General features: G+C 52.4%; 17 protein-coding genes. 14 read left to right on the forward strand and 3 right to left on the reverse strand.

Going from position 1 to position 20701, the window contains the following annotated elements; translation table 11 throughout:
- Positions 1-221: 221 nt before the first annotated feature.
- Positions 222-2231: a hypothetical protein gene (locus C4520_05960; GenBank protein RJP23500.1), complete on the reverse strand. Its 2010-nt coding sequence runs from the start codon at positions 2229-2231 to the stop codon at positions 222-224.
- 193 nt (positions 2232-2424) lie between these two features.
- Between C4520_05960 and C4520_05965 the strand changes: the two genes are divergently transcribed.
- The 3 genes from C4520_05965 to C4520_05975 are packed head-to-tail and all read left to right on the forward strand — an operon-like array spanning position 2425 to position 5301.
- Positions 2425-3384, forward strand: a complete 960-nt coding sequence (locus C4520_05965; GenBank protein RJP23501.1) for a glycosyltransferase — start codon at positions 2425-2427, stop codon at positions 3382-3384.
- On the forward strand, positions 3374-4111 hold the full coding sequence (locus tag C4520_05970; GenBank protein ID RJP23502.1) for a GNAT family N-acetyltransferase: 738 nt from the start codon (positions 3374-3376) through the stop codon (positions 4109-4111). The genes C4520_05965 and C4520_05970 overlap by 11 nt, the downstream gene beginning before the upstream one ends.
- Positions 4112-4149: 38 nt before the next feature.
- On the forward strand, positions 4150-5301 hold the full coding sequence (locus C4520_05975) for a dTDP-4-amino-4,6-dideoxygalactose transaminase (GenBank protein RJP23503.1): 1152 nt from the start codon (positions 4150-4152) through the stop codon (positions 5299-5301).
- Here the strand turns inward: C4520_05975 and C4520_05980 are convergent.
- Complete coding sequence (locus tag C4520_05980) at positions 5285-6289, reverse strand: methyltransferase domain-containing protein (GenBank protein RJP23504.1); 1005 nt, start codon at positions 6287-6289, stop codon at positions 5285-5287. The two genes, C4520_05975 and C4520_05980, sit on opposite strands and share 17 nt — an antisense overlap.
- A gap of 299 nt (positions 6290-6588) precedes the next feature.
- On the opposite strand from C4520_05980, the gene C4520_05985 reads away from it, so the two are divergent.
- From C4520_05985 to C4520_06000, 4 genes are all read left to right on the forward strand, one after another.
- Positions 6589-8394 (forward strand): thioredoxin domain-containing protein, encoded by a 1806-nt coding sequence (locus C4520_05985; protein ID RJP23505.1) that lies wholly within the window; start codon positions 6589-6591, stop codon positions 8392-8394.
- A gap of 219 nt (positions 8395-8613) precedes the next feature.
- Entirely contained in the window at positions 8614-9102 is a 489-nt protein-coding gene (locus C4520_05990) for a CarD family transcriptional regulator (protein RJP23506.1), read from the forward strand.
- A gap of 346 nt (positions 9103-9448) precedes the next feature.
- A complete protein-coding gene (locus C4520_05995) occupies positions 9449-10411 on the forward strand; it encodes an RluA family pseudouridine synthase (protein RJP23507.1) in 963 nt (320 codons plus the stop codon).
- A gap of 285 nt (positions 10412-10696) precedes the next feature.
- Positions 10697-11737: a type II secretion system F family protein gene (locus tag C4520_06000; GenBank protein RJP23508.1), complete on the forward strand. Its 1041-nt coding sequence runs from the start codon at positions 10697-10699 to the stop codon at positions 11735-11737.
- Positions 11738-11799: 62 nt separating this feature from the next.
- Here the strand turns inward: C4520_06000 and mscL are convergent, their stop codons facing one another.
- Positions 11800-12252 carry a large conductance mechanosensitive channel protein MscL gene (gene mscL, locus C4520_06005; GenBank protein ID RJP23565.1) on the reverse strand — a complete coding sequence of 151 codons (453 nt, stop codon included), beginning with the start codon at positions 12250-12252 and terminating at the stop codon, positions 11800-11802.
- A 278-nt stretch (positions 12253-12530) separates the two neighbouring features.
- Here mscL and leuD point away from each other — a divergent pair, with 278 nt between their 5' ends.
- The 7 genes from leuD (at position 12531) to C4520_06040 (ending at position 20571) form a co-directional block, all read left to right on the forward strand.
- Positions 12531-13046: a 3-isopropylmalate dehydratase small subunit gene (leuD, locus tag C4520_06010; protein RJP23509.1), complete on the forward strand. Its 516-nt coding sequence runs from the start codon at positions 12531-12533 to the stop codon at positions 13044-13046.
- Between the two features lie 48 nt (positions 13047-13094).
- Positions 13095-14150, forward strand: a complete 1056-nt coding sequence (locus tag C4520_06015; protein ID RJP23566.1) for a 3-isopropylmalate dehydrogenase — start codon at positions 13095-13097, stop codon at positions 14148-14150.
- A 382-nt stretch (positions 14151-14532) separates the two neighbouring features.
- Positions 14533-15540 (forward strand): aspartate-semialdehyde dehydrogenase, encoded by a 1008-nt coding sequence (locus tag C4520_06020; GenBank protein RJP23510.1) that lies wholly within the window; start codon positions 14533-14535, stop codon positions 15538-15540.
- A 116-nt stretch (positions 15541-15656) separates the two neighbouring features.
- Positions 15657-16691 carry a hypothetical protein gene (locus C4520_06025; GenBank protein ID RJP23511.1) on the forward strand — a complete coding sequence of 345 codons (1035 nt, stop codon included), beginning with the start codon at positions 15657-15659 and terminating at the stop codon, positions 16689-16691.
- Between the two features lie 748 nt (positions 16692-17439).
- The gene (locus C4520_06030; protein RJP23512.1) at positions 17440-18501 is read left to right on the forward strand and encodes a hypothetical protein; all 1062 of its coding nucleotides are present in this window, start codon (positions 17440-17442) and stop codon (positions 18499-18501) included.
- A 222-nt stretch (positions 18502-18723) separates the two neighbouring features.
- Entirely contained in the window at positions 18724-19836 is a 1113-nt protein-coding gene (locus C4520_06035) for a hypothetical protein (GenBank protein RJP23513.1), read from the forward strand.
- Between the two features lie 39 nt (positions 19837-19875).
- On the forward strand, positions 19876-20571 hold the full coding sequence (locus C4520_06040) for a hypothetical protein (GenBank protein ID RJP23514.1): 696 nt from the start codon (positions 19876-19878) through the stop codon (positions 20569-20571).
- Positions 20572-20701 lie beyond the last annotated feature (130 nt).

Genomic DNA, 20701 nt, shown 5'->3' on the forward strand with positions numbered 1-20701 from the left:
TCTGACTGAAAAATTCCAAACCCGTTCCGAAGCCGTCGTTAGAGAAAGGCAGATCAAGAAACGCGGCCCCAGACGCTATGTACAGGACCACTCTCAGTCAGTAGAGTCCCGCGCCTCGCGGGATTAACCAAGGCCCTTCGCTAGAGGCCCCACGGCTTTTCTTCACAACCCGCAGCGCCTCGCAAATCTCTCCCTGCCATCACAATGAACCTGCAAACACTTCATGAATCCTTCAGCACCCACAGGCGGTAATCCCCAGACATCATTATGGGTCTGTACTCTGTCAAAAAGTACTCGTAGATCTCGGGCAGGGAATGTGAGAGGTGAATTTCAGATGCATAAGAGGTCACGGCTACTCGGGGCTTCCTTTGCTCCACACTCATCTTGTACTGGATTATGTCAGCCGGCGTCAGCAAAACGGTCTCATAATAAAACCAGCCCGTAGGATTTTGCCTGTCGCTCAGGAAGTAAAACAGAGAGCCGGTTCCGTCAAGGATGTATTCATCCGGAGATGTCTGTGAAGCTATGAACCTGAGCGCTCCATTCATCCCGTGCGCCTGCTCCTCCGGCATCACGATCCCCGCCCGCGCCGAATCAATTTCATCAAATCTCGCCGGCGCGATATGGGGCGGGAAAAGCTCTATCTTCACAAAAAAATTCAGCATCGGAAGCCCGAAGAAGGCCGCGATAAACAGAGGAACAATCGAAGCGGAAATACCCCGCAATAGTTTGTCGCCGAAAAAGACTGATGCTTGCTCTTTCCTCCAAAAATCAACCGAACGACTCAAAAAAACCAACACCAGAATGACCACCGGAATCATGTTCCATATGAGGTGGTAGGCCTCCATTATGGGATAAAAAGTATGAAATGCCGCTATTGAGTAAACCCATAATCCCAGCAGCAGGTGCGTTCTATTGAGCGCATGCGGTTTCTTCGGTTCTCTGAACTCCTTCAACAGGCAGAAAAATATGCCGATATGTGCCGCAAGCGGCACGTAATTCACCACCGAAAATCCCCATTTGCTGTAAATCTGCCCTACCGGAAGCGCCTCCGTCCTCAGATAGAACACCAGCTTGTATGCAAGAAGCAACTCCGTCAACCATAAAATACCGAAGAACGCCCACTTGCCAATTTTGTTCACCCTTTTCGTCAGGAACAAAAACCCCTGCAAGAGAAAAACGAGCAACAGCAACAAGCCTTCCGGCGCCGGTAAAGGCATCGGCTGCAGACGGATTTGTGAATACTTCGACAGCCCCCAAAGAAACCGATCAAAAAACCAGTCAGGTCCTAGCCTATTCAAAAAATAGGCCGCCCATGGAATTGTAACCAGCAGAAACCCCAGTGCCGAATACAGCATCGGCGCTGGCTTTATTCTGATACTGAGCTTCTTCTTCAGTTGTAAGCCCAGCAAGCATATTCCCGCCAGAAAAACCAAAAATGCGCTTACGAAGAAAACGGCAATATTCCTCAACAACAGGTCATGCCTGATCAAGACGATCGAGCCGAATGGCAGCAAGAGCAGAAAGCAAATTGCGACTGCAGAGGAGAAAAGCCTTTGCGGTCTTGATTCATTTGCCGCCTCCGAATCAAACATCCACTCGAACGCCTCGATGCACAAGAGCGCCGAAAAAGCCAGGACGCCATAGTTGATCTTAAACGAGAAGATCAGACCTGCGACGGCGCCGCCCGCAAAGTAAAGCGCCGCCGATTTCCTTCTCCAGGCAATATGCTCAATCGAAATCATCAACAGACCCAGCGGGATGCAAAACCAACTCGGATAAGGATAATTTATGGAAACGGGACCCAAGATGAATGCAAACAGCATCCCGGCCACTGCGACACCTATGCTTGTCAGTTTCTTTGTCAGATGGAAGACCAGGAAGGCGGTAGCCATTCCTGTGAGTGCGAGAGCAATCCTGACAGCTTGAAGATTGTCTCCTAAAACCTGAAAGAGGAGAGTAATGAGATAATGAGAGGCTGGAGTGTATAAGGAAAAGAAATCCCGGTACAACATTTCGCCATGAAGGAGCCGCTCACTGATGTAGATCAGTACCCCGTAATCGCCATCCAGCCACGGAGCACTGCCGTCGGCAACGTTATATTGTGCGCCTGTCGCAAAAAGATAGGCAAATGAAAGAAAAAACAAAAAAGTGAGAATGTTCGATTTCGAAATGTTGCCCTTTGCCCTGTTGATTGCTGCAACCAAGCCCTTGCTGCCTACCCGTGTCATACCGTTATTATACCATTCACCGCCCGTCCCCCGGATTTGCTCACTCGGCGCCACCCGATCAGATTAGAAGACAACGTGAAAGCTCCCGAATTGAAATGCCAGCCGATCATTTGCTATTATAACTGTAACAGGTTCATAGGATTCGTAATAGAAGGCAGAATTGCAGAACCCTCCCTCTATGGGTATTGATTGAATGAATCTCTCCGTCGTCGTTCCCGTCTTTAACAGTCAGTTTTCTCTTCCCGAACTCGCTCGCCGATTGGCGCCGGTCTTGGAAGCGACAGGCGAAAAGTACGAATTGATCCTGGTCAACGACGGCAGTCAGGACCAGAGTTGGAACGTGATTAGGAACTTGGTCGAACAGTACAAATGGATACGCGGAATCGACCTGATGCGAAATTACGGCCAGCAGAACGCACTTCTCTGCGGTATCCGAAACGCCCGTCACGAATTCATTGTCACCATGGACGATGACCTGCAGCATCCGCCTGAGGAAATCCCGAAGCTGCTCGATAAGCTTGCATCCGGCTTCGATGTCGTATACGGCGCACCGGTCGACGAACAGCATACGTTCTGGAGGAATCTCGCTTCGCGCTTTATCAAGCTCATGCTTCGCAAGGCAATGAATGTCGATACAGCCCGCGACGTGAGCGCGTTTCGCGCTTTTCGGACCGACCTCCGAACTGCTTTTGCCAATTATGAGAGCCCGTTCGTTTCCATAGATGTGTTGCTTGCATGGGGAACCACCCGCTTCGCAGCCGTGGCCGTTCCTCATCATCCCCGGCGCACTGGCGAATCCAATTACACTCTTGGAAAATTAATCACGCACGGCCTCAACATGACTACCGGTTTCAGCACATTACCGCTCCAACTCGCAAGCCTCGTCGGTTTTTCCTTTACCTTTTTTGGAGTTCTCATTTTGATATATGTCGTCGGACGCTATCTGATTGAGGGCGGCAGCGTGCCCGGCTTTCCGTTTTTGGCATCGATAATCGCAATATTTTCGGGAGCACAACTCTTTGCGCTGGGCATTATCGGAGAATATCTCGCCCGGATGTATTTCCGGGCAATGGGGCGACCCTCAAGCGTCACCAGGGAAACCGTTGCGGTTTCAGCAAGTCCAAAAGAGGAACAGACAGAACATGCCGGCTGATGTAGCTTTGTCCGCCATCGATGAGCAGCGCTTCGGATTCAGGGTCGCCCGCGCATCAAACGTAACCGCAGAAGACCTTCACTCCATCCTCGATTTCTGCCATAAAAAGGAGATCGTCCTGCTCATTGCCCGCTGTGCGACCTCAGAACTTCGAGCCGCGCAAACTATGGAAGCCCAAGGCTTTCTTTTGATGGATACCCTCATGTACTATCAGCGGAAATCGTCTCCTGATCAAATTCCGTCTAACGTTGCGGGAGATATCGTCGTTCGCCCGTTCGAGGCGGGGGAGGAGGATGCGGTTGCCGAGATAGCGGCAAAATCTTTTGAAGGCTACCAAGGTCATTATCATTGTGATGAGAGGCTGGATCCGATCAAATGCAACGAGATTTATACCTCGTGGGCGCGCCGCTCCTGCGTTGTTCCTAATCTGGCGGATCAGGTGATCATAGCAGAACTGGACGGTGTCGCTGCCGGTTTCGCTACCCTGCGATTAGCGAGCCCCGAGGTAGGCGAAGGCGTCCTTTTCGGAGTTTCCCCTTCGGCGCAAGGCCGCGGCATCTACCGCTATCTCATGATCGAGGGTATGAAGTGGTGCCTGGACAAACGGGCGGAACGAATGGTAGTCTCAACGCAGATCACCAACATCGCGGTGCAGAAGGTTTGGTCTCGCCTTGGCTTCGAACCCAGCTACTCGTCCTACACATTTCACAAGTGGTTTGATAAGTAACACGCGCAGATCCGCCGCAAGGATCTTATTGGGACAGGATAAAATCATCCGTGCAGCACATTCCGTTTAATCGCCCTTTCTTCGTCGGCAAAGAATTCGATTATATCCGTGAAGCCATCGCGTGTGGACATATCTCAGGCGACGGGCCCTTCACCAAGAGATGCAACCAGCTTTTGGAGCGGCTGTTGGGTGCTCCAAAAGTTCTGCTTACCACCTCCTGCACGCACGCACTGGAGATGGCTTCGGTGCTTCTGAATATTCGGCCCGGCGATGAGGTGATAGTGCCTTCTTTTACCTTCGTCTCTACTGTCAATGCGTTCGTCCTTCGGGGCGCGCACCCGCGGTTCATCGACATTCGGCCCGACACCCTCAATATGGACGAGAGCCGGCTGGAAGAAACGATCACGCCGAAAACAAAAGCCGTCGTTCCCGTTCATTATGCCGGAGTAGGCTGCGAAATGGATCCCATTCTTCGCATCGCCCAAAGCCGCGGGCTTCCGGTGGTCGAGGATTGCGCTCACGGCCTGTTCGGAGAATATCGCGGAAAACCTCTCGGATCGTTCGGGAGCCTGTCAGCCCTCAGCTTCCATGAAACCAAAAACGTGATCTGCGGAGAAGGCGGCGCTCTCATTATCAATGATCCGCAGTATGTTGAACGCGCCGAGATCATCCGAGAAAAGGGAACCAACCGCAGCCGATTCTTCCGCGGAGAAATCGATAAATACACCTGGGTCGATATCGGCTCCAGCTATCTCCCGGCCGATGTCCTCGCAGCTTTTCTCTATGCCCAGCTTGAAGCGCGGGAGCGGATACAGGCGATGCGGAAGAGGATTTGGAACACCTACTATGATTCCCTTTCCTCCTGGGCACGGCAGACCGGAATCCGCCTTCCCGTCGTGCCCAGCCACTGCGCCCATCCGGCTCATATGTTCTACTTGATCGCGCGATCTCTCGCAGAGCGCGATGCTATTATCGCGCACCTGAAAACGCTTGGGATCAACAGCGTCTTTCATTACGTGCCTCTTCATCTGTCAGAAATGGGAACTGGTTTCGGATATGAGAAGGGGGACTTTCCGGTCACCGAAGACCTCAGCGACCGCTTGCTGCGCCTGCCGTTTTACAATGAGCTGACCGACGAGGACCAGAAAAGGATCATATCCGCCCTCGCCAGCTTCACTTCCAGCCCGTAACCCGCTGCAAAATATTTTGGACGAATTCGGTTGCAGCAACGTCTCTAAAGCCGGCCTCTTCAAGATATCCGGTCACCTCGGCATCACTATGGGCGCGGCCTTTGCTGCCCAGCAGCGCCTCGTGTATCGACCAGGTGGCGGCAATCAGGGGACCGGTCTTGTCGTCGTTTAAATTCTCGGCAATTATGTGCATCACCCCGCCCGGCGGAAGCGCCTGATATGCCCGCCGCGCGATCACCCGCACTTCGTCCGGCCCATATTGGGTCAGGTTGCCGTTCAGCATGATCGCATCCACACCCTCCAGAAATCTATCGCGGGTGAAATCACCTGGATTGGTCTTTATCCGATCCGAAAGCCCCGAATCCGCGATCAGTTCGTCCGTCACCCGGCAAACATCCGGGAAATCAAATACGATCGCCCGCAACTGCGGAAATCGGCGGCACAACGCCACGCAATATGCGCCCGACCCCCCGCCCAGATCGAGCACAAGCTTATGGTTGGAAAAGTCAAACTGTTTCGCCAGCTTGTGCCCCGCCCCCAATCCGACGTTGAACATCGCGCGCGTAAGCATCTCGTGCTGCTCGGGCCCCATCTTTTCATATATCCCGAGAACCGACGGCGGCTGAGGGCTCGTAAGACGCTCGCACAGGTTGAGCCAATCGCTGAAGTCGGCTCTTCCCATCAGCGACCACGCACCGAAATACCGCGGCTTCCCCTCGACCAAATATTCCTCGACGTCGGCGGCATTTACATATTTCCCCTGTTTCTTCTCCAGCAGCCCGAGCGCCGTGCAGGCTACAACCATCCGCTCTGCATTCAGCGGCGACAACCCGCACGCCGAGGCGATGTCCTGAATCGTACAAGCCCCTTCAGAAACCTTCGTGAACAAACTCAACTCGATCCCTGCCCACAAAATCGCCGAGTGCTTGAATCCGTATACGATGTTCTGTATCCGCTCTGTGCCGATTTTCTTCTTACTATCCGCCATTTCCTTTGCCCCCGTCTTTGAATTAACGCGCAGAAGCCTCCCTGGTGTATAATGGCCGATTATATCACAGACTCTAGCAGCCACCTCGCGCTCATAGAAGGTAGAGTAATTACTAGATGATATTTCTGGAGGATATTGTTCAAAGAAAGAAGTGAATAGAAGCGGCTACTTACGTTGTCATTCTGAGGAGCTTTGCGACGAAGAATCTCTTCTCCCTTTAATTTCGCACGCTCATATCCTGCTCTTCCGCCCCTGTTGACGCTTCTTTTCGGCCGGTGCCAGACTTTATTCGAGAGTTGATGTCCTCAGCAACGAAAGGAGTTTCTATCGTGGATAAGATACAGTGGCTGGAGTGGTCGCCCGAGGCCTTTGAGAAGGCGCGCAGGGAGGATAAACTCATCCTGCTTGATATCGGCGCCCCCTGGTGCCACTGGTGTCATGTCATGGACGAAGAAGCCTACGGAAATCATGACATCAGAAAGTTGGTTGAGCAACTGTACGTCCCGGTTCGGGTCGAGTGCGACAAACGGCCGGATATCAATGAACGCTACAACCAGGGAGGATGGCCTACAACAGTCATCATGTCGCATGAGGGATTTGTGGTGCATGGCGCCACCTACCTGCCGTCCCCCGCACTCAAGGAACTCCTCAAGCAGGCAAAAAACTGGTACGACCAGAACAGAAAGCGGATATCGGAAGCGGCCGGAGTTCTTGCGACAGAGGCCGCCCGTGTCTCCCCTCTGGCGGCTCCTGAGCCCCATCAAGTGAAAGAGCTTACCAGCGAAATCATCGAAGACATATTGAAAAATTCCGATCCTGTTCACGGCGGCTTCGGCGACAGCGCAAAGTTCCCGCAAGCCGGTCCGATTTCCCTGGCCTTTGCTCAGTTCTTCCGTACGGCTGACGAGCGTCTGCTGGCTTTTGCCGAGAAAACCCTGCAAAACATGAGCGCGGGACTCCTGGACAAGGAGGCCGGCGGATTGTTCCGCTATTCGGTGTCGCCTGAGTGGAATGAGCCTCACTACGAGAAAAACCTGATTGTAAACGCCGAAAGCCTTCAGAATTACCTCGATGCCTACCGCCTGACAGGCAAAAAAGAGTATGCGGTGACCGCGGAGAATATCATTCGGTTCATCACCGAAAAACTCCTGAATCCCGACGGAGGCTTCTCCAACAGCCAGGATGCCGACATCTTTGACGAGCACTCTCTCCGGATCATTATGGAGGGCGAAACATATTATTCACTGCCTCTTTCAGAACGGCAAAAATACGGCGAGCCGGTTATTGATCGAACGGTATATGTCAATGCGAGCGCTCGCGCGATTTCCGCTATCCTCGAAGCCTACCACCTTCTGCAAAACGAGAATCTCCGCGAAATAGCCCTCAAAAGCCTGGACTATCTCATGAAGAACGCGTTCGACAAAGACAGCGGCGCCCTCCATTACCCGAGCGATGGGAGAAAGGGTACGCCGGCATTTCTTGACGATGCCGTCAGTCTCGCTCGAGCCAATCTCGACGCTTATGAGACAACGGCGGATCATGGATACCTCGAAAGCGCAAAAAAGCTGATGGAGGTCGCCCGCGCCAGGTTCGCGGCGCCTGACGGCGGCTTCTACGATGCCACGCTTGACAGCGATATGCCGCCAGCCACTCAAATCCGGCACAAACCGCTTCACGAAAACATGGCCGCCGTCGAGACTTTCGGCCGCCTCTATAACTACACCGCAGATTCCGCATATCTCATGATTGCTGCCTCCACTCTTATAAGTTTTGAGCAAAATGTACGCAATTTGCTTGAAAAAGATCTCGGTTACATGGCAGCCGAATACGCTCTTGCCTTCCAGTTTGCAAGCGACAGATCAACAAAAGTAACCATCGTCGGCTCCGCCAAAGAGGCAAAGGCCCGCAAACTTCTTCATGAAGCAAAGCGCCTGTACCGGCCGGCGAAAATTGTGCAATTACTTGATCCATCTAAGGATATACAGCTTATCAAGGCAATGAGATATCCGGTCGAAGATATTCCTGCGGCACATGTCTGCACAGAAAAGGGATGCGCTCCTCCAATCAGAGACATCGACGAGCTGGCAAAATTGATGATATCCTGATCGCGCCCTATATTTGCTCCGTTGAAAGAAAGGAGGCTAAAGAATATGGCAAAATCAAAGCCCGCTGTAGCCTTTCCTCCTCTCCCGTTACGATAAAAACCACATACTGTAGCTCTTTGAACCGCCGAGGGTGGAAATTCTCTTGACAAAAGAAAGCCGTTTATGCTATCCTAAACCAACCCGAAACGGGACGGGTTAGTGGGGAAATGGATCAAACGGATGCTGTCTCAACTCAAGAAGGGCGACATCGTCATTCATCCTGCCCACGGCGCTTCCGAAGTTGTCGCTATTGAGAGAAAAGAGTTCTCAGGCCAAAAGCGGAAGTTCCTCGTCCTGAAGCCGATAATGTTCGACATGACCGTCTATATCCCTGAGGAAAACGCGGATCATGCCGGACTGAGGCGGCCGGTTAAGCGCCAGCACTTCGGCGAAGTTTTGAAAGTGCTCAAGCAAAAGGAGTCCAAAAGCTCCGACAACTGGCAGCGACGGTTCAGGGCCTACAACCGCAAGATTCAGAGCGGCGATTTGTGCCAGGTGGCTGAGGTTGTCCGCAATCTGGATCGAAAGAACCGGACGAAAGGCCTCTCGACAACTGAAAACATATTGCTGGAACGGGCGTTCACTATCCTGGCCAGCGAATATGTCTGCGTGAAAAACGTGGAAAAGGAAGCTGCCTACGCTTTCTTTACGAGGGCTCTAAGCCTGTAATCGCACATCTCGACTCAGACGGTTGAACCCAAAACTCTGGGTTTTGCCGACCGAACGTGCGGTGCGTATCGAAAGCTGGGGGATTCTTGCCTGCTCGCGAAATAAGCAGGCGAATATCCTGCAGGGGAATTGCTGCCAAAATCCATCTAATGCCGGCGTCTTATGCTGGTATCCGTTCCAAAGCATATGCAGGCTCGCCCAAAATGGCGGCCTGATTTTTTTGTCTTTATTCCCGCCACCGCATTTATTGTGAAATGTTCGGCGCTGCCCATAACGACTTGCATTCGCTTCTCATCCCGTATATCATCTGAATGTGCAGGGAAATTGCTGGCTGAGAGATCCTGAAATGTCTGAACAAGAACAAGTTCTATATGTTATGGCCGAAGATGCGGGCATGCGCCTGGATCAGTATCTGCCCTCCTGCCTCTCGCACCTCTCCCGCGCTCGCGCACAAGATCTGATTCTATCAGGCTGCGTCTTGGTCAATAAGCACCCGGCCAAACCCAGCCATAAAGTGCGGGAAGGGGAGATCATCACCGTTTCCATTAAACCCCCCGAACCGCCGGCGGTGCAGGCGGAGCGCATTCCACTTGACATCGTTTTCGAGGACGCGCACCTCATCATCGTGAACAAACCGGCTGGAATGATCGTGCATCCTGCCGCCGGAGCAAAATCTGGCACGTTAGTAAATGCACTTATGGCCCATTCGCCCTTTCTCTCGCGAGCCGGCGGCGCCGATCGGCCCGGCATCATTCACCGGCTCGACAAAAACACATCCGGCCTTCTCATCGTGGCTAAGACCGACGCCGCACATCGACTCCTTGCCAAGCAGATCGGCGCGCGCGAAATCAAGCGGCAGTACCGCGCGCTCGTTTATGGAGAGTTCTCCGAATCGAGCGGAACCATCGACGCCCCCATCGGACGCAGCCCATCCGATCGAAAGAGAATGGCCGTTACCGGCACGGCGAGCCGGCATGCCCTGACTCATTTTGCCGTCATCGAAAATTTCACCGCTCTCTCACATCTGCGGATTATACTCGCCACCGGAAGAACTCACCAGATTCGCGTTCATATGGCCTACATCGGCCATCCGGTCGTCGGAGACGCGGCCTATGGAACAAGGCCCAAGCGATTTCTTGAACAAATGGAACCCAACGTGATTGACGCAATCACGAATCTACGCCAGCACATGCTTCATGCGGAAACGCTAGGCTTTCAACACCCGGTTACCGGTGAATCTTTGGAGTTCACCGCCCCGCTCCCGGACGAGTTTAGCCGCCTTCTTAAGCTCCTCAAAGCCAGTCATTGATGCGTTACTTGGCAACGGTTTCAATCATTCCGTCATTGCATCCTAACCTGTAGGGGCGGGTTTCAAATCCGCCCCATACAACTATACCTGTTACCCATGTGGTGGCATACCTGTTGCCTGTGTCGCGCCATTTAACAACGCCGTGCCCCTACAATCGATGATGATTCGTGTCATTCGTCAAATTCGGGCAATTCGTGTTCCGACTATTTTGGTTGCGGCTTTGCCGCCTTGTGATACAATAGAAAAAGGCCATTGTAAACACGTTGATCATCGGTTGAGGTTCGCATGACTTCCACAAAAGACGCACCCGTCTCCAAAAAAACTCAACTTTTTGCGGGATCGGGACGGATCAAACTGAAATCGCTCGCCAATTTCTCGAAACAGGCAGCGATTTCCATCCGGGCCGGACTTACTTTGACCCGCGCGCTCCCGCTCCTTGCAAGGGAATCAAAGGACAGGCGCCTGAAAAACGCGATAAACGGAGTGCAGGCCGACATCATGCAGGGCTCAACCCTCCGTGAAGCGCTCCAGAGGCGGGCGTCCATGTTCCCCCCGATGTTCATTGAAATGGTCGGGGCCGGCGAGCGGTCGGGTCATCTGGAAGAGGTTTTCTCGCGCCTGGCAAGCTACTTTGACATGCGACTAAAACTCAGAAGAGCGGTCGTGCGAGCTTCGATTTATCCGGCAATACAACTAACAATGGCTTATGCCGTCCTTTGCCTGATACTGATCTTGTTCAGCTCCAGCAGGTGGGCAACCGCCATGACGATTGCCACATATACAGTTGCCAGCGCGGTTTGTCTCGGGGCCGCCTACTACTTCTTCGCGCGCACCCGCTTAGGTCGTGCCGTCTGGGACAGAGTGCTTCTTTCCCTGCCGCTGCTGCGTTCAATTACCCTCAAGCTGTGCATGGCCCGCTTCTCTCGCTCGCTCGCGATGCAGATCGAGAGCGCGATTCCAATGACCGAGGCGATCGAGCGAGCGGCGCTGGTGACCGGTAACGGCGCGGTCGCGGCCAGCCTGAGCAGGATTTCACTTCCGGTGCGGCAAGGGGCAAGCCTGGCGGAGGCCATCCAGTCATCACGCCTCGTCACCCCGATGGTCCGCGAGGTACTGACGATAGGGGAGGAGACCGGCAGCTTTACCGAATCGCTCGAACGAGTTGCCGGTATCTATGAGGAAGATTCGATGGTCTTCCTCGAATCGATCCCGAAATTCATTGCGCCCATCGTCGCCATCATCGTCGGAATCGTTGTCGTCTATCTCTACTATCAGGTTTACTTCGTCCACTACCTCAAACCGCTGCTCGAATCCGTGGGGATCTAAAACACGCGGGATTGAAGGGAAAACCGGCTATTTCCTCTCCGATTGAGTCTGCCTCCCGAACCTTATCCGCGAAGCTCCGACGTACAGTTCGGGCAACGCGTCGCTTTCAGCGAAATGGCAGAAAAGCAGAACGGACATTCTTTCGTCGTCGGTTGTGCGGGCGCAGCCGCTTCTTGGCGTTTCAAATTGTTGATGCCCTTGACCAAAAGAAAAACAGCGAATGCAACAATCAGAAAGCTGATGATCGAGTTGATAAAAAGGCCGTAATTGATCGTTACCGCCCCCGCCGCCTGCGCGTCTGCCAATGTCAGATAGGGGCCGCTCGTTTGCCCGTCCTTCAGCGCAACAAAAAAGTTGGAGAAATCGACTCCCCCCATGAGCAGCCCTATCGGCGGCATGATCATGTCCGAAACTATGCTTTTGACAATCGACCCGAATGCGCCGCCGATAATAATGCCGACCGCCATATCGACAACGTTTCCGCGCACCGCAAATTCCCTGAACTCCTTCATCATCCCCATTGCTTATCCTCCCGGTGACTCGGCACCCGTTAAACCGCATCAAATCGGCACAAACAGCCGCTGCGCTTCGAAATGCCGACTGCCCTTTACAGACATTCAATTCTAGTCCCGCCCCCTTAGCCCTGTCAACGTCATCGGTTCGCCCAGTTGAAAAATCCCGCAAATTCCGCTATAATCTGCAAAATTCATAAACGCCGAATTCTTCCGGGGATACAAAGACTATCTTGTTTCCCCGGAACTTTTCAAATGGCAAATACGCAGGGGCATGACCAATGGCCATTAAGAATCTTTCGCGCGGCAAAGCCTGGAAGTACGGCGACAATATCGATACCGACGCCATTATCCCGGCGCGGTACCTGACATCAAGCGACCCAAAATTTCTTGCCGAACACTGCATGGAAGATGCCGATACCGAATTCGTCAAGAAGGCGCAAGAGGGGGACTTCATCGTTGCCGGACAGAATTTCGGCTGTGGGTCATCGCGTGAACATGCTCCGATCGCGATCAAGGCTGCCGGGATCTCGTGCGTAATCGCAAAAAGTTTCGCGCGCATCTTTTACCGGAACGCCTTCAACATGGGGCTGCCCATTCTCGAATGTCCCGAAGCGGTCGACGGCATCAGCAATGGCGACGAAATCGAGGTCGACTTGGGGAGCGGCCTTATCCGAAACAGAAAATCAGGAAAGGAATTCCACGCGCAGCCCATCCCTCCTTTCATGCGCGAACTGATCGACGCCGGCGGATTAATCAATTACGCAAAAAGAAAGGTGAAGAAAACATCAAAGTGAATAAGGGGGATTTCCTCAGGCTGAAAATCCTCGTATTTGGGGTTCGACATGTACAAAATCGCTGTTATTGCCGGTGATGGCACCGGCCCGGAGGTTGTCGCCGAAGGACTCAAGGTCCTCGGTGCCGCCGCAAAGAAATTCGGGTTTCAGTACGAAACGACCGCCTTCAGTTTCGGCGGAGAAAACTATCTCAAAACCGGAGAGACGCTTCCGCCGGGCGCCGTAGACGAATTGCGCCGGTTCAACGCCATCTTCCTCGGCGCCATCGGACATCCGCAGGTCAAACCCGGAATCCTCGAGCAGAATATCCTGCTTAACCTCCGATTCTCGCTCGACCAGTACATCAACCTGCGCCCGGTCAAGCTGTTCCCGGGAGTCCAATCGATTCTCAAGGGGAAAGGACCCGAGCATATCGACTTCGTCGTCGTCCGGGAGAACACCGAAGGCTTGTACGCAGGCGCGGGCGGCTTTCTGCGAAAGGGGACACCGGATGAGGTGGCCATCCAGGAATCCATCAACACGCGGCGCGGCGTCGAACGCTGCATCCGCTACGCCTTCGAGTTCTGTCGCAAGCGCGACAAGAGAAAAAAGCTCACCCTGTGCGGAAAAACCAACGTGCTGACCTACGCGTTCGACCTGTGGGAACGCACCTTTAAAGAAGTGGCTCTCGAATATCCCGACATCCAGACCGATTACGCCCACGTCGATGCCATCTGCATGTGGATGGTCAAGAACCCGGAGTGGTTCGACGTGATTGTCACCGACAACATGTTCGGCGATATCATTACCGATCTCGGCGCCATGATCCAGGGCGGTATGGGCGTCGCCGCCGGCGGCAACATCAATCCGCAGGGGACCTCCATGTTCGAACCCATCGGCGGATCCGCCCCGAAATACACCGGCAAAGGCGTGATCAATCCTATTGCCGCCATCTGCGCCTGTCAGATGATGCTCGATTTTCTTGGCGAACCCGCTGCCGCCAAAAAGATTGAGGAGGCGGTCATCCATACGATCACGACCAAAATGAAAAGCCTGAACGCTGGCGAAATGGGATACTCCACCAGCCAAATCGGCGACTTGGTGGCCGAATTTGTGGTAAAATAGGAACAATTGGATTCGGTATCAGGCAGGGCAGGCAGGGACGCCCCGCCGCCTGCGGGGCGGTTCCGTTCAGAATATTCTGCGCTGAGGTTTACGGAAACATAACATGGTGTTGCAGAGGATGGTGTAGAAATCAATCGCCGTAGGGGCGGCCGCGCCGCACCTGAATTCTCAGAAATTCCGTAGGGGCGGCCCCATGTGGCCGCCCGCGAAAGATATGTCTCACGAGCTTTCGTAAGGTGCCATATGAAACAACAAGCGTTGCAGAGGATAGTGTGAAGATCATTTCCCGTAGGGGCGGCCCCATGTGGCTGCCCGCAGAGGATTCCCTCTTACACGGGTTTGCGCAAACACAACAAGCGTTGCAGAGGATGGTGTAAAGTTTATGTCACGTGGATACAAAATCGCAATCGTGGGAGCAACCGGCGCGGTCGGCGAAGAAATGCGCCGCATCGTCGAACAAAGAAATTTTCCGGTGGCCGATTTGAGGCTGCTTGCCTCCAGTCGCTCCGTCGGTAAACAACTCGATTTCAAAGGCGAGAAGATCAAGGTCGAGGAACTCACCCCCGCCCATCTCGACGGAACCGAGATAATCCTCTCTTCGCCCGGCGCCACCGTGAGCAAGCAGTACGTGCCCGAGGCAATCAAGCGCGGTTGCGTCGTCGTCGATAACACCAGCGCTTTCCGCATGGAGCCCGACGTCCCGCTCGTTGTGCCCGAGGTCAACCCGCACGCCATCAAGCGGCACAAGGGCGTGATCGCAAACCCGAATTGCTCCACGATTCAAATGGTGGTCGTCCTGAAACCGCTGCACGACGCCGCCAAAATCAAGCGCGTCGTCGTTTCCACCTATCAGGCGGTTTCCGGCACCGGCATGAAAGCCATTATCGAGCTGCGCGAGCAAACCAAGGCGCTGATGAACGGCGGCAAATACCCGCCGAAAGTGTATCCTCACCAGATCGCGTTCAACGTGCTCCCGCACATCGACGTGTTCCTCGAAAACGGATATACCAAAGAAGAAATCAAAATGGTCAACGAGACCAAAAAGATCATGGAGGACGATTCCATAAAAGTTTCGGCCACAACCGTGCGCGTGCCCGTTTATCGCGGACATTCCGAATCGGTCAACCTCGAATTCGCCGCCGAGATAACACCCGAACAGGCGCGAAAAATACTTGCGAAGGCGCCCGGCGTGACAGTGGTCGACGACCCCTCAAAGGCGCTCTACCCGCTCGCCATCAACTGCGACGGCCGCGACGATACCTTCGTCGGGCGTATCCGCCGCGACGACACCATCCCGCACGGCCTCAACATGTGGATCGTCTCCGACAACCTGCGTAAAGGCGCCGCCCTTAACGCGGTCCAGATTGCAGAAAAGCTGATCGGCTCCTGATCCCTCCGATTTCCCGCCGCGGCAGGTTCTCCCTGCCGCGGCTTCTTTTTCCACACATATCTTCCACAACATGAACAGGTTTGACTTACCGAAATTGATGGGATAAAATCTGCGGAATGAAAAAGCATTTGATAATATTTGCCGCTGTTTTCGCCGTCACAATCGCCGCGCCCATATTATTCTGGCGCTCCAAAAAACCGAATATTGTTCTCATCTGCATCGATACCCTCCGCGCCGATCATTTCACGGCCGAGCACATGCCGTTGACCTACCAATGGGCAAAGGAAAACGCTGCAATATATAATGCCGCGTATTCCAATTCGACCTGGACGCTTCCCAGCCACGTATCCATGTTTTCCGGCCTCTTGCCGTCTGAACATAAAGTCGCGAACCAGGGCGATAAGGTTGCGCCCACCTTTGATCTCTTGCCGGAAACGCTGCAGAAAAAAGGATACACAACAGCCGGTTTCGTTGAAAACCTGTGGTTGTCTGCGCCCTTCGGCTTTAGCAGGGGGTTTCACGAGTACATTTACAATGCTGCTCCGCAATCGGCATTCGCAAATGCCGAAAAGTTTCTCGAATCAGCCAAAACGCCCTATTTCATCTTTATAAATACCATGACGGTTCATGAGTGGTGGGCTACTCTGCGAAGTTATCCGATAACCGATGAAGGCTTTGTCGCCGCCGTCGATAATCCGGCAAGCGGGTCTCTTTACGCCGAAGCCGTCAGCGCATCCGACAAACAGGTTTTCCAGTTCATTGCCGCCGTCCTCAAGCATGACCCTGAAACGCGGATCATTCTCACGTCCGACCACGGCGAAGGTCTCGGAGAATCCGAGTACGGCTATGTCTCAAAGGGTCATCATACATATCCCGTTCCATCGCAAACTCGCGTTCCGTTGATTATTTCCGGCAAACCCCGGACCGAAGGAGCGCTTTTCGACTTGCGAAGCCTCAAGTCCCTCATAATTGGCGAGCCATTTCCGGCCGGCGCCATCGTGTCCGAAATCAATTACAAAGACATCCATTACACAGCCACAATCTCAGAACGTCAGTATGCAATCAAGGAGTCCGATGCCAAGCCGTCAAACGCTGACGACATTCCCCCCGACATCGCCGCCCAATTAAAAACCCTGGGATATCTGAATTAAGAATCTTCCGCGACTCTTGTCTGAAATAATTCTTTTGGTCTTGGACAGTGCTCAATCAAAGTGAAAACTGTTGGCGGATACTGAAAATTTCATTAAACCGCAAAGGCGCAGAGGCCGCAAAGACAGGATAAAAGGAGGATTCAAAAGGTCTTGTTGTGCATTGTCTTTCTCTGCGCTCTTCGCGTCTCAGCGGTGAAAAAAAGCTTTATAAAAACAGCCTAAAACCAGTCACTCCAATCGGCTCTGCAAGATATGGGTTTTCGAGAATCAAAAAACCGTATCAGATATTGGACAGCAGTGTTTTTTCAATCCAAAGCATGTCCCGGACCTTGCCCCGGGATCGAAAATCCAAAATCCAAAATAAAAAAGAGCGCCCGACTGGACTCGAACCAGCGACACGCGGTTTAGGAAACGAGACCGTTAAAAACGGCTGATGTGCAAACGGCTCGGAGGCTTATAAATAAAGGCTTCTGGGCCGTTTCTTTTTGGTTTGCGTCGTGTCGTGTCGGCTCGTGTCGGCGTTTTAAGCACACTCACAAGCACACTGGCATGCACACTACTGGACACATTTTGCAGTTGATTATGGGGTTGATCCATGATAGATTATTTCTTGTAGTGCTCGGTTCATCAAGCTCCATACATCTGACCAGAAGGGAGAAATCTACTCGGCATGCCATTTGAAATTAAATTTGAACAACTGCCGGGTGGATATGTAGTAACTTCCGCTCGTCCTGGCGAGGAATGGGAGATGGAGCTTCGGGGTTTCGTCTCCTCTGAAGATGGCGATGAGCTTGTGGCCAAACTCGAAAAATTACCTCAGCAGATTCTCTCTATGCTTCCATTCAAGCCGCCTATTCTGCCATCCATGGTAGATTCACTTTTGGCCGTGATTCGGAAGGACAGGACGGCAACCATATACCTAAATGAGGCGCAATCGGTTATCTTAATTCGCATAAAAGGCTCTTGTGAGAAAGGGGAATTAATAACAAAAAATCGTGTGTTGGATATGGGGAAAATGAGATTCCCTGGGGTAGATATTCCTCCAGACGCGGCCATCATATACGTCTTTTCTGTAGGTTGGCGCAAAGGGTTCTTCTACGACCTTGAGCCTCTATATGGAGAAAAAGCCGAACCGCGCGGTTATGACCTTGAGGATGTTCTTGGAAGTCTCTACTCATATCTATCCTTCCAGGAACGGTTCAAGATTGACAATAAGACCTGGCAGACCTTCTTTGCGCAGAAATGGTTTCCATTCGTTTACCTCGATGATCAGCTAATCCGCGACATGATATCGCACGCAAGGGCGGGGTGGCAGATCGATGAACTGCTTCCAAAGGTATCGGCCAACGTGGGACGGCTGCTTGAAACGTCCCCCTTGATTGAGAGGAAGGACTTGGTTTTTGCTGAACATATCGAGATGCTCAAGACATCTGTTGAAAGATATCTCGCAGGCGACCACATTAGCTGCGCTTCAATTCTATACCCGCGCATCGAGGGATTGCTTCGGTCATTCCAACGGACCTCTGGATGCACATCCTACCCAACGGCAAAGACGTTGAGCAAAACTGCCGTGGAACACCATCAAACGGCAAGGATATCAGCTTCCCTTCTTCTTCCGTCGAAATTCAACGAATATCTGGACAATGTCTACTTCGCCCATTTTATACCCGGCTCTGCGCCCGATGTTGGGCGACATTCCGTAGCACATGGTGAGGCCCGAACGGACGACTTCTCTCTTAAAGCAACTACTGTTGCATTTCTCATCATTTATCAGCTATCGCTGTTCTTCTCGGACGAAAAGAAGAAATAGTGGATTTTCTTTCGGCTCACCTTAATGCGAAGGCCACGGCCCCTCCGAACGATGACAAAATCTGCACGAACCATGAAGAAATATGCAGGAAAAATCACGAAATATCAAGGGGTTGTCGGGGAGTAGGGTTATTGGTCGGTTTTCTGGAATTCGACCAATCTGGTATAATTACGTGCGTTCCGCCTCAGAGCTTTTCAATTTGCCAAAGGTAAAGGAGTCATCATGCTTGGCAAAAACGATCTTCATCTGGAGTTGCTTGAGGTTGCCGAGCGCTTGGAACAACTAGCTCAGGAAGGTCAACTGCCGGATGTAAAGACACCGTTAGAAGAATTGGAAGGAGCAGCAAATACAGTTGGTAAAGCTTGGAGCGGTTCATGGATCGGATATCAATCGCGTATTTACTACTCCTACTTCAAGCCTCCGCCACCGGGGGACCATTTTAATTCATGGGCGGGAAGGGCTGATACCGACAATTGGAAAGAAGTCGATAATGAAAAGGTACAAGAGCGAATTTACGAAAAGGCTGGTAATCCAGACCTTCAGAAGGCCGAAAGAGTTGCAGAAAGGGCTAGAAAGGCCTTTGAAAGCGATAAGCTTGAAGTCATGTCACTTTTGAATCATGCATTACTGGAGCAAGAGGATTCTTTTCTTGCTCAACTGAAAGATCGAGTTGAAAAAACAAATATCACTTCAAGAATGGAATTCATTCACGCGCTTCAACCCTCTAAATTTTCTACGCTTGATGTAGTTGCAGGACAACAGGGCATTCAAATTCCTCCTCATTTATCTATACTGTCTTTAGTTTACTACTTGCGCAATACGATAGAATCATGTGCGAAATTAGGACAATTTGCGCGGAAGGCCGGGTCGCATCTGGCACGGCTACAGCGGCAAACCCGTCGCTCGCTCGAAATAGGCACCAACGTTTTCATTGGTCATGGTCGTTCTCCGGTCTGGAGGGAGTTAAAGGATTTCGTCCAGGACCGCCTCCACCTCCCTTGGGATGAGTTCAACCGCATTCCAGTTGCTGGAGTAACCAATGTGGCTCGCCTGTCCGAATTGCTTCAATCGGCGGCAATGGCATTCCTGGTTATGACGGGTGAGGATGAGCAAGCTGATGGTACTATGAACGCACGGATGAATGTAATTCATGAAGCAGGATTGTTTCAGGGCCGTCTGGGTTTTAACCGGGCAATCATCTTACTGGAGGAGGGTTGTGAAGGATTCAGCAACATAGAAGGGCTGGGACAGATACCCTTCCCGAAGGGGAATATCACTGCGGCCTTTGAAAAAGTGCGAGAAGTCCTCGAAAGGGAAGGATTAATTGTGTCATGAGATTTCTGCATTTTAGATAAAAAAGGGCTGAACAAAGAGATGGCGGGTTCCAAGAAATATGAACCACCGAAGGCCACAGCAGGGGATTATACGCATACGGTTGTTCGTGCAGGTCTCGGTGCGATTCCTTTAGTGGGCACTGCCGCGACAGAGCTTTTCCGTCTTGTCGTCGAACCTCCATTGGATCGGCGTCGCCAGGTATGGATGGAAGAGGTCGGGGAGAGTCTCCGAAAGCTGGATGCTGAAAAGGGAGTGCGCCTGGAGGACCTCCGGGAGAATGATACTTTTATCGATATTGTCCTTCAGGCGAGCCAGGCTGCCATGAGGACCAGCCATGAAGAGAAGCGGAAAGCTTTACGAAATGCAATCATGAATTCGGCCCTCCCTCATTCGCCCGACGAGGCGCGACAACACTTTTTCATCCGACTAATTGACGAGCTTTCGGCACGGCATCTGCAGGTTTTAAAAATCTTCCAGGACCCCTTGGAATGGGCAAAAGCAAATAAGCACGATACTCCGATAATAGTGGGTGACAACGAAGATGCGGATTTGGCGCGAAGACTTGCCTTTCCTGATATGGGTGACGAACGCCCCTATGCTGAGCAAATATGGCGGGACTTGCATGTTCGGGGCTTGGTTAAAAGAGATTCTTTTCAAAGGGTTTTCGGTCCCGCAAAGAACGAAATAACTGTTATCGCCCATGAATTTCTCCGGTACATCAAGGAGCCGGTCTAATACACAGAAACAGCATTTCAAGCCTCTGTCCTTTGCAGCCTCCCTCTTGCCGTACTCCCGGTATACTCGAAAGCCAGTCAGGACGCCTCCGACCAGTGACGAAATCTCCTCGAATCGTGAAGAAAAAGGC

It is taken from the genome of Candidatus Abyssobacteria bacterium SURF_5 (genome assembly GCA_003598085.1).
Taxonomy (GTDB): domain Bacteria; phylum Abyssobacteria; class SURF-5; order SURF-5; family SURF-5; genus SURF-5.

Coding starts and splice junctions, on each gene's coding strand:
- C4520_06030 (RJP23512.1), top strand. CDS start 17,440: ATGGAGCTTCGGGGTTTCGTCTCCTCTGAAGATGGCGATGAGCTTGTG.
- C4520_06000 (RJP23508.1), top strand. CDS start 10,697: ATGACTTCCACAAAAGACGCACCCGTCTCCAAAAAAACTCAACTTTTT.
- C4520_06025 (RJP23511.1), top strand. CDS start 15,657: ATGAAAAAGCATTTGATAATATTTGCCGCTGTTTTCGCCGTCACAATC.
- C4520_05995 (RJP23507.1), top strand. CDS start 9,449: ATGTCTGAACAAGAACAAGTTCTATATGTTATGGCCGAAGATGCGGGC.
- C4520_05965 (RJP23501.1), top strand. CDS start 2,425: ATGAATCTCTCCGTCGTCGTTCCCGTCTTTAACAGTCAGTTTTCTCTT.
- C4520_05960 (RJP23500.1), bottom strand. CDS start 2,231: ATGACACGGGTAGGCAGCAAGGGCTTGGTTGCAGCAATCAACAGGGCA.
- C4520_06020 (RJP23510.1), top strand. CDS start 14,533: ATGTCACGTGGATACAAAATCGCAATCGTGGGAGCAACCGGCGCGGTC.
- C4520_06015 (RJP23566.1), top strand. CDS start 13,095: ATGTACAAAATCGCTGTTATTGCCGGTGATGGCACCGGCCCGGAGGTT.
- C4520_06035 (RJP23513.1), top strand. CDS start 18,724: ATGCTTGGCAAAAACGATCTTCATCTGGAGTTGCTTGAGGTTGCCGAG.
- C4520_05970 (RJP23502.1), top strand. CDS start 3,374: ATGCCGGCTGATGTAGCTTTGTCCGCCATCGATGAGCAGCGCTTCGGA.
- C4520_05980 (RJP23504.1), bottom strand. CDS start 6,289: ATGGCGGATAGTAAGAAGAAAATCGGCACAGAGCGGATACAGAACATC.
- C4520_05985 (RJP23505.1), top strand. CDS start 6,589: ATGTCCTCAGCAACGAAAGGAGTTTCTATCGTGGATAAGATACAGTGG.
- mscL (RJP23565.1), bottom strand. CDS start 12,252: ATGATGAAGGAGTTCAGGGAATTTGCGGTGCGCGGAAACGTTGTCGAT.
- C4520_06040 (RJP23514.1), top strand. CDS start 19,876: ATGGCGGGTTCCAAGAAATATGAACCACCGAAGGCCACAGCAGGGGAT.
- leuD (RJP23509.1), top strand. CDS start 12,531: ATGGCCATTAAGAATCTTTCGCGCGGCAAAGCCTGGAAGTACGGCGAC.
- C4520_05990 (RJP23506.1), top strand. CDS start 8,614: ATGCTGTCTCAACTCAAGAAGGGCGACATCGTCATTCATCCTGCCCAC.